This is a genomic window from Actinospica acidithermotolerans, assembly GCF_018139625.1.
In the GTDB taxonomy this organism is placed as follows: domain Bacteria; phylum Actinomycetota; class Actinomycetes; order Streptomycetales; family Catenulisporaceae; genus Actinospica; species Actinospica acidithermotolerans.
Map to the genome: position 1 here is coordinate 1 of NZ_JAGSOH010000206.1, position 6,451 is coordinate 6,451.

A 6,451-nucleotide genomic window follows, 5' to 3' on the forward strand; every position below is an offset into this window, starting at 1 on the left:
GGGCAGGGCTGGGGGTCCCCGCAGGGGCAGATACCGCAGCAGCCGAACTACCCGGGCGCGCCCGGCTACGGCCAGCCGCAGGACAGCGTGCCGGGGCAGCCGCAGGGCTACGGGCCGCAGTACGGGCAGCCGGGCTACCTGCCGCAGACCGACTTCGGCTCGGGCGGCTACATCGGCTACCCGGGCGGGGTCCCGCAGGAGAGCGCTCTGGCCAAGTGGTCGATGTGGCTGGGCATCTTCGGCGGCTGGGGCCTGATCAACCTCGTCGTCTCGATCCTGGCGATCAACGAGACCGGGCCGGGCAAGAAGCTGGGCCGCAACAAGGCGGTCGTCGGGCTGTGCCTCACCTTCGCCTGGGCGGTGCTCTGGATCGGCCTGACGCTCGCGTTCACCTCGCACGCCAAGTCCGAGATCGCCAACGACACCGTGCCGACCGCCGTCGCCACCGCGGCCGCCACCGGCGGGGTCAACGCGGCCGCGACCACGGGCTCGAACGCGACGGGCGCCGCCGGCCAGGCGGCCGGCGCGAGCGGGGACGCCGGCTGCCAGGCCGCGCAGACCGCGTTCGACACGTACGACAGCACCATCTCGGCGAACAGCTCGAACGCCATCACCGCCATGGAGACGCTCGGCAACACGCTCGTCTCGGCGGGCAGCCAGAGCCAGGTGGCGGGCAGCCAGCTCACGACCGTCGGCGGGGACTACCTGTCGCTGGCGAGCGGTACCTCGCCCTCGTCGCTCGCGAGCGACATCGAGGCGCTGGACACGGCCTGCGGGGTGGCCTTCAGCTGACGCCGCCGAGCAGGGCCGCGGCGGCGCCGGCGGCGCTGGCCGAGGCGGGTCAGGCAAGCAGCTTGACGATCGCCGCGATGCCGACGCAGACGATCACGGCGCGCAGGGCCGTGGGCGGAAGCCTGCGGCCCACGCGCGCGCCGATCTGGCCGCCGAGCACGGAACCCAGCGCGATCAGTCCGGCGGCGGTCCACGACACGTGGCTGAGCGCGATGAACAGCACCGCCGCGACCCCGTTGACCAGGCCGGCCAGGATGTTCTTGACGGCGTTGACCCGCTGCAGCGAGTCGGTGAACGCGATGCCCAGCATGGCAATCAGCAGCACGCCCTGCGCCGCGCCGAAATAGCCGCCGTAGACCCCGGTGGCGAACACCCCGGCCCACAGCAGCGGTCCGCCCGCCTCGCGCTCTGCGGTCCCCCGCTCCTCGCGAAGCTTCGCGGCCCACCTGCCGACCTTCGGCTGGATCACCACCAGCACCAGGGCGAGGGCGATCAGCACCGGCACGATGTCGTTGAACGCGGAGCCCGGCAGGTTGAGCAGCAGGATCGCGCCGAGCGTGCCGCCGAGCACCGAGAACACGCTGAGGATCACGGCCCTGCGACGCTGCCCGGCGAGCTCGGCGCGGTAGCCGTAGGCGCCGGAGAAGGAGCCAGGCACCAGGCCGACCGTGTTGGAGACGTTGGCGAGCACCGGCGGGTAGCCGAAGGCGAGCAGCGTCGGGAAGGTCAGCAGGGTGCCGGAACCGACGACGGTGTTCATGATCCCGGCGGCGATCCCGGCCCCGAAGATCGCCGAGTACTCGACGAGTTCATGGGCGACGGTCACGCCGCCGAGTCTACTGACCCACGCGGCGGACGACCCTTACGGTCTCGATCGGCGGAAGCCTACTCGTCCCGTTTGAAGAGCAGATCCGACGGGTTGCGGCGCACCGCCGGGCGGTCGGGCGCGCCGGCGGAGCGGGCCGGCGGCAGCGCGGCGGCCTCCTCGCCGTCCTCGACCCGCTCCTTCGCCGGCTGCGCGGGCAGCGACGGGCCGCCGCCGTCCGCGCCCGGCATGTTGGCCTTGGTGAACGCGCTGCCGATGCCCTCGACGGCCTTGCCCAGCTCGCTCGGCACGATCCACACCTTGTTGGAGGAGCCGTCGGCGATCTTCGGGAGCATCTGCAGGTACTGGTAGCTGAGCAGCTTCTGGTCGGCGTCGCCGTCGTGGATCGCCTTGAAGGTCTTGGAGATCGCGCTCGCCTCGCCGTCCGCGCGCAGCGCCGCGGCCTTGGCCTCGCCCTCGGCCTTGAGGATCATCGACTGCCGCTCGCCCTCGGCGCGCAGGATCTCGGCCTGCTTGACGCCCTCGGCGGACAGGATCGTCGCGCGCCGCTCGCGCTCGGCCCTGACCTGCTTCTCCATCGCCTCGGTGATGTCCCGGTTGGGCTGGATGGTGCGCAGCTCGACGCGGCTGACCCGGATGCCCCAGCGGCCGGTCTCGCTGTCCAGCACGTCGCGCAGCTGCCGGTTGACCTCGTCGCGGCTGGTGAGCGTCGCCTCCAGGTCCATGCCGCCGATGATGTTGCGCAGCGTGGTGGAGACCAGGTACTCGATGGCCTGCACGAAGTTCTGGATCTCGTAGGTGGCCCGGCGCGGGTCGATCACCTGGAAGTAGACGACCCAGTCGATGTAGACCAGCAGGTTGTCCTCGGTGATCACCTCCTGCGGCGGGAAGGGCATGACCTGCTCGCGCAGGTCCACCGTGGCGCGCACCCGGTCGGCGCCGGGGACCAGGAAGCGCAGGCCCGGCTCGAGGGTGCGCTTGTACCGCCCGAAGCGCTCGATCACCGCCGCCGTGGCCTGCGGGACCACCCGGATCGAACGGTAGACGTAGAAGATCACCGCCAACACGACGACGACCACGAACACGACCAGGCCGAGTGTGCCCATCAGCTTCTCGATCCCTCCCACGATTCGGTGCCGCCGCACGGTGCGGATACGAGCACGATTACACCACCACCGCGGTGGCCCCGTCGATCGCCGCGACGTGCACGGCCTCTCCGGGTTCGAAGATCCTGTCCGGGTCGAGCGCGCGGGCGCTCCAGATCTGGCCCTCGAGCCGTATCCGGCCGCGGTGCTCGTCCACCGTCGCGATCACCGTGGCCTGCTGGCCGACCAGGGCCGCGGCGCCGGTCCGCAGCCCCGGTCCGGACTGCCGGCGCACCGCGAGCGGCCGCACGAAGCCGATCAGGCCGAGGGTGACGATCACGAAGGCGGCCAGCTGCCCGTACCAGGGCGCGCCGAGGGCCGCGAGGACGGCGGCCACCGCGGCGCCGCCGAAGGGCATCAGGAACACGAGCGCGTTCGTCGCCAACTCGCCGAGCAGCAAGAGGACGGCCGCCAGGAGCCACCATTCCCACCCGTGCAAGGCCATGTCGCCATGGTAGCCGCTGGTTGACGCGGCGTCAGCAATCTTGATGCAAGACGGCCGGATCCGCGGCACGTGGCACCGCGGATCCGGCCGTATGAGAACCGGAATTTAGAGGGTGTATATCAAAGGCCGCGGGCGTAGTAGCGGCCCTCGTAGGTCTGCACCTGCAGCGGGATGCCGTAGCAGGCGCTGAGGTTCTCCGAGGTGAGGGTGAGCTCGGTGGGGCCGGAGGCGACCACCGCGCCCTGGCGCAGCAGCAGCGCGTGCGTGAAGCCCGGCGGGATCTCCTCGACGTGGTGGGTGACCAGGACGGTGACCGGGGAGGCCGGGTCGGCGGCGTGGTTGGCCAGCCGGCGCACCAGGTCCTCGCGGCCGCCGAGGTCGAGGCCGGAGGCCGGCTCGTCGAGCAGCAGCAGCTCCGGGTCGGTCATCAGCGCCCGGGCGACCAGGGCCCGCTTGCGCTCGCCGCTGGACAGGGTGCCGTACTGGCGGTCGGCGAAGCCCTCCATGCCCCACCAGGCCAGCAGGTCGTCGGCGCGGCCGGTGTCGGCCGCCTCGTAGGTCTCCCGCCAGCGGGCCACCTTGCCGTAGGCGGCGCTGAGCACGACGTCGCGCACCTTCTCGCGGCCGGGCAGCCGGGCGTCCACGGCGGCCGAGGTCAGGCCGATCCGGGTGCGCAGCTCGAAGACGTCGACCTTGCCGAGCGTGTCGCCGAGGACGCTCGCCGTCCCCGCCGTCGGATGCATCTGCGCGGCGACGATCTGCAGCAGCGTGGTCTTGCCGGCGCCGTTCGGCCCGAGCACCACCCACCGCTCGCCGTCGGCGATGCGCCAATCGATCCCGGCGAGCAGCTTCTTGCCGTCCCGCACCACCGACACGTCGACCAGATCCAGCACGTCCGTCATGTGGCCAACTTATCGGGTCGAAGCCCCCCGACGGTACCTTGGCCCCGTGGAACAGAACGTGACGTCCCCGGGCCGCACGCTGCGCGTACTGGTGTTCGGCGCCGATCGTCCCGGAGTGACGGCGGCGCTCTTCGGAGTGATCGACAGGCACGCGGGCGGCGGGGGCGGGCTCGTCGTCGCGGACGTCGAGCAGATCGTGCTGCGCGGGCGGCTCGTGCTCGGCGTGCTGCTGACCGCGCCCGCCGACTGGGACGAGACCGCGCTGCGGCTCGAACTGCACCGCTGGGGCGTGGACTGGAAGCTGGACGTCGAGGTCAAGGCGGGCGTCGGCGACAACCAGCCGCGCCGCGCCGGCCGCAGCCGCGTCACCGTCCTCGGCCACCCGCTGACTCCCGCGGCGTTGGGCCGGATGGCGGAGGAGGTCGCCGGCGCCGGCGGCAACATCGACCGCATCGTGCGCCTCGCCAAGTACCCGGTCACCGCGATCGAACTGGACGTCTCCGGCATCGACCCGCTGGTACTGCGCAACCTGCTGGCCCCGGCCGCCGCCGCGTGCGGCGCGGACGTCGCCGTGCAGCGCGCGGGCCTGGCGCGCCGGGCGAAGCACCTGATCGTGATGGACGTGGACTCGACCCTCATCCAGGACGAGGTCATCGAACTGCTCGCCGCCCACGCCGGCTGCCTGCAGCAGGTCGCCTCCGTCACCGAGCGCGCCATGCGCGGCGAACTGGACTTCGCGGCGTCCCTGACGGAGCGCGTCGCCCTGCTCGAGGGCCTGCCCGAGGAGGTGTTCACCAAGGTCCGCGAGGAGGTCCGCTACACGCCGGGCGCCCGCACCCTGGTGCGCACCCTCAAGCGCCTCGGCTTCCAGGTCGGCATCGTCTCCGGCGGCTTCACCCAGATCACCGACCTGCTGGCGGCGGACCTGGGGCTCGACTACGCCGCGGCCAACACCCTCGAGGTGGTCGACGGCAGGCTCACCGGCCGCGTCGTCGGCGCGATCGTGGACCGGCCCGGCAAGGCGGCGGCGCTGCGCGGCTTCGCCGAGGCGGCGGGCGTCCCGCTGTCCGAGACCGTCGCGATCGGCGACGGCGCCAACGACCTCGACATGCTCGCCGCGGCCGGCATCGGCGTCGCGTTCAACGCGAAGCCCGTGGTCCGCGCGCAGGCGGACACGGCCGTCAACGTGCCGTTCCTGGACACCATCCTGTTCCTGCTCGGCATCCCCGGCGACGAGATCGCGGAGCTGACCGAGGAGGCCGGCGAGTCCCGCTAGATCAAGAGGCCGTGGCGCTCGCCCTATAATCAGGGGCGCACCACGACCTCGTGAGCCCGTGCGTCGTGCCCGGGTTACCGCCTTCTACTGCTTGCCGATTAGCCTGCCGCTTACTGCTGGGCCTGCTCCTGGGCCGCCTCGGGAGCGGCCTGCGCCGGGATCGTGGCGACGGCGCCGGCCGCCGCGAGCGCCTCCGCGAAGCGGTCCAGGTCGGCGCCCCAGATGCGGTGCACGTTGATCTTCGTGGGCGCGGCCTCACCCGGGAACTGGATGAAGAGCTTGCCCCAGACCGCGCCCTTGTTCACCGAGGCGATCGGGTTGGCGGCGAGCGGTATCGCGGCGACGATCTCCTTCGGGCGGTTCGCGACGCGGCCGGCCCGGTTGACCACGACGCTGGTGTTCGTCAGCGTGACGAAGTAGTACTTCCGGAAGCTCTGCATGATCAGGGCGCCGATGCCGCCGATCAGCCCGTCGATCCAGGGGCTCGGGCCGGTCATGCCGTGCAGGCACGCGATGAACTGCTCTCCGGGCGGGGCGACGGAGGTGAGCGCCTCGACGACCTGCTTGCGCATGCCGGACCTGGTCAGAGCCATCTGATACATCCTCAGCGAGAGTGCGGGGCCGCCCGGGACTCCGGCGCGGCGAGCAGACACTACAAGCCGTGTACGAGGTATGACAACAAGGCCCGGATTGCCGGGTCGCGGCCGTTTGCGCGGGATGCCCGAATCAGCCGTTGTGCGAGGCCCAGATCGCCAGCACGACCAGCACCGCGAAGATCGCGACCATGCCGACGCTGACGTAGAGGGCCTGCTTGTGCCCGGCCGAGCGAGTCGTCTCGCGCCACTCGCGCGGCGGCCACTCCTGCGCGACGGCGTCCTTCGGGTCCTCGGGGCTCTGCTGCCGGTGCTGCACGTCCATGCGGGCCATGGTGCCACCCGTCCCCCGACACCCGGCGACCGGGGCCCGCGGAACGGACGGCCGGGCGGGGCGGTGCCCGACGGGGATGTCGCCGGCGGCGGTCACACGGTGCAGGCGGCGGGGCAGGTCGTCGTCGTTGTCGATGGG

Annotated in this window: 8 protein-coding genes; 2 read left to right on the forward strand and 6 right to left on the reverse strand. The window is 72.0% G+C overall.

Annotated elements, in window-relative coordinates; translation table 11 throughout:
- Nucleotides 1-792 (forward strand): DUF3824 domain-containing protein (locus KDK95_RS33505; RefSeq protein ID WP_212522385.1); only part of this gene is annotated, 792 nt, incomplete at its 5' end.
- Nucleotides 793-841: 49 nt separating this feature from the next.
- On the opposite strand, the gene KDK95_RS33510 is transcribed toward KDK95_RS33505, so the two are convergent.
- The 4 genes from KDK95_RS33510 to KDK95_RS33525 all read right to left on the reverse strand — a co-directional run bounded on the left by KDK95_RS33510 (nt 842) and on the right by KDK95_RS33525 (nt 4,110).
- Nucleotides 842-1,618: a sulfite exporter TauE/SafE family protein gene (locus KDK95_RS33510; protein ID WP_307844882.1), complete on the reverse strand. Its 777-nt coding sequence runs from the start codon at nt 1,616-1,618 to the stop codon at nt 842-844.
- A 59-nt stretch (nt 1,619-1,677) separates the two neighbouring features.
- A complete protein-coding gene (locus KDK95_RS33515; protein ID WP_212522392.1) occupies nt 1,678-2,724 on the reverse strand; it encodes an SPFH domain-containing protein in 1,047 nt (348 codons plus the stop codon).
- 58 nt (nt 2,725-2,782) lie between these two features.
- Complete coding sequence (locus KDK95_RS33520) at nt 2,783-3,208, reverse strand: NfeD family protein (RefSeq protein ID WP_212522386.1); 426 nt, start codon at nt 3,206-3,208, stop codon at nt 2,783-2,785.
- A 119-nt stretch (nt 3,209-3,327) separates the two neighbouring features.
- Nucleotides 3,328-4,110: an ABC transporter ATP-binding protein gene (locus KDK95_RS33525; RefSeq protein WP_212522387.1), complete on the reverse strand. Its 783-nt coding sequence runs from the start codon at nt 4,108-4,110 to the stop codon at nt 3,328-3,330.
- A gap of 46 nt (nt 4,111-4,156) precedes the next feature.
- Here KDK95_RS33525 and serB point away from each other — a divergent pair, with 46 nt between their 5' ends.
- Nucleotides 4,157-5,386 carry a phosphoserine phosphatase SerB gene (gene serB / locus KDK95_RS33530; RefSeq protein ID WP_307844886.1) on the forward strand — a complete coding sequence of 410 codons (1,230 nt, stop codon included), beginning with the start codon at nt 4,157-4,159 and terminating at the stop codon, nt 5,384-5,386.
- Between the two features lie 110 nt (nt 5,387-5,496).
- Here serB and KDK95_RS33535 read toward each other — a convergent pair whose 3' ends face one another.
- Together KDK95_RS33535 and KDK95_RS33540 are read right to left on the reverse strand one after the other, a co-directional pair.
- Entirely contained in the window at nt 5,497-5,979 is a 483-nt protein-coding gene (locus tag KDK95_RS33535; RefSeq protein WP_212522389.1) for a hypothetical protein, read from the reverse strand.
- A 133-nt stretch (nt 5,980-6,112) separates the two neighbouring features.
- The coding region (locus KDK95_RS33540; protein WP_212522390.1) for a hypothetical protein at nt 6,113-6,451 on the reverse strand (339 nt) is incomplete at its 5' end.

Bases quoted from the DNA above. Each gene is read 5' to 3' on its own strand.
- KDK95_RS33525 (WP_212522387.1), bottom strand. From the start codon at position 4,110: ATGACGGACGTGCTGGATCTGGTCGACGTGTCGGTGGTGCGGGACGGC.
- KDK95_RS33520 (WP_212522386.1), bottom strand. From the start codon at position 3,208: ATGGCCTTGCACGGGTGGGAATGGTGGCTCCTGGCGGCCGTCCTCTTG.
- KDK95_RS33535 (WP_212522389.1), bottom strand. From the start codon at position 5,979: ATGGCTCTGACCAGGTCCGGCATGCGCAAGCAGGTCGTCGAGGCGCTC.
- KDK95_RS33515 (WP_212522392.1), bottom strand. From the start codon at position 2,724: ATGGGCACACTCGGCCTGGTCGTGTTCGTGGTCGTCGTCGTGTTGGCG.